Below are 267 nucleotides of genomic sequence, written 5' to 3'. Positions count from 1 at the left end.
CGGAAGGTGCGGCTGGAATACCTCCTTTCTAGAGCCCGATTTCCGGCTCGACTGCGCAACATATGATCGTTAAGAAAAAGAAAAACTCAGAAGAAAGTACCTGCCCGGCCTATTGGTCAGGAATGGAACGTCCCTTCGAAGAGATGAACAGATAAGCCAGTCCCGTAGCTCAGTTGGTTAGAGCACTACACTGATAATGTAGGGGTCAGCAGTTCAAATCTGCTCGGGACTACCATTTAAGATTGAATGGAAAGGGGAATTAGCTCA

The 267-nt window shown here is 47.6% G+C and carries 1 tRNA gene; it reads left to right on the top strand.

Annotation, left to right across the window (positions count from 1 at the left end):
* Window positions 1–158 precede the first annotated feature (158 nt).
* A tRNA-Ile gene (locus tag ACP6L2_RS18180) sits at window positions 159–235 on the top strand.
* Window positions 236–267: the final 32 nt, after the last annotated feature.

The organism is Sphingobacterium lactis (genome assembly GCF_051951495.1).
GTDB classification, from domain to species: domain Bacteria; phylum Bacteroidota; class Bacteroidia; order Sphingobacteriales; family Sphingobacteriaceae; genus Sphingobacterium; species Sphingobacterium lactis_A.
This window is presented reverse-complemented; position numbering and strand designations above follow the sequence as displayed.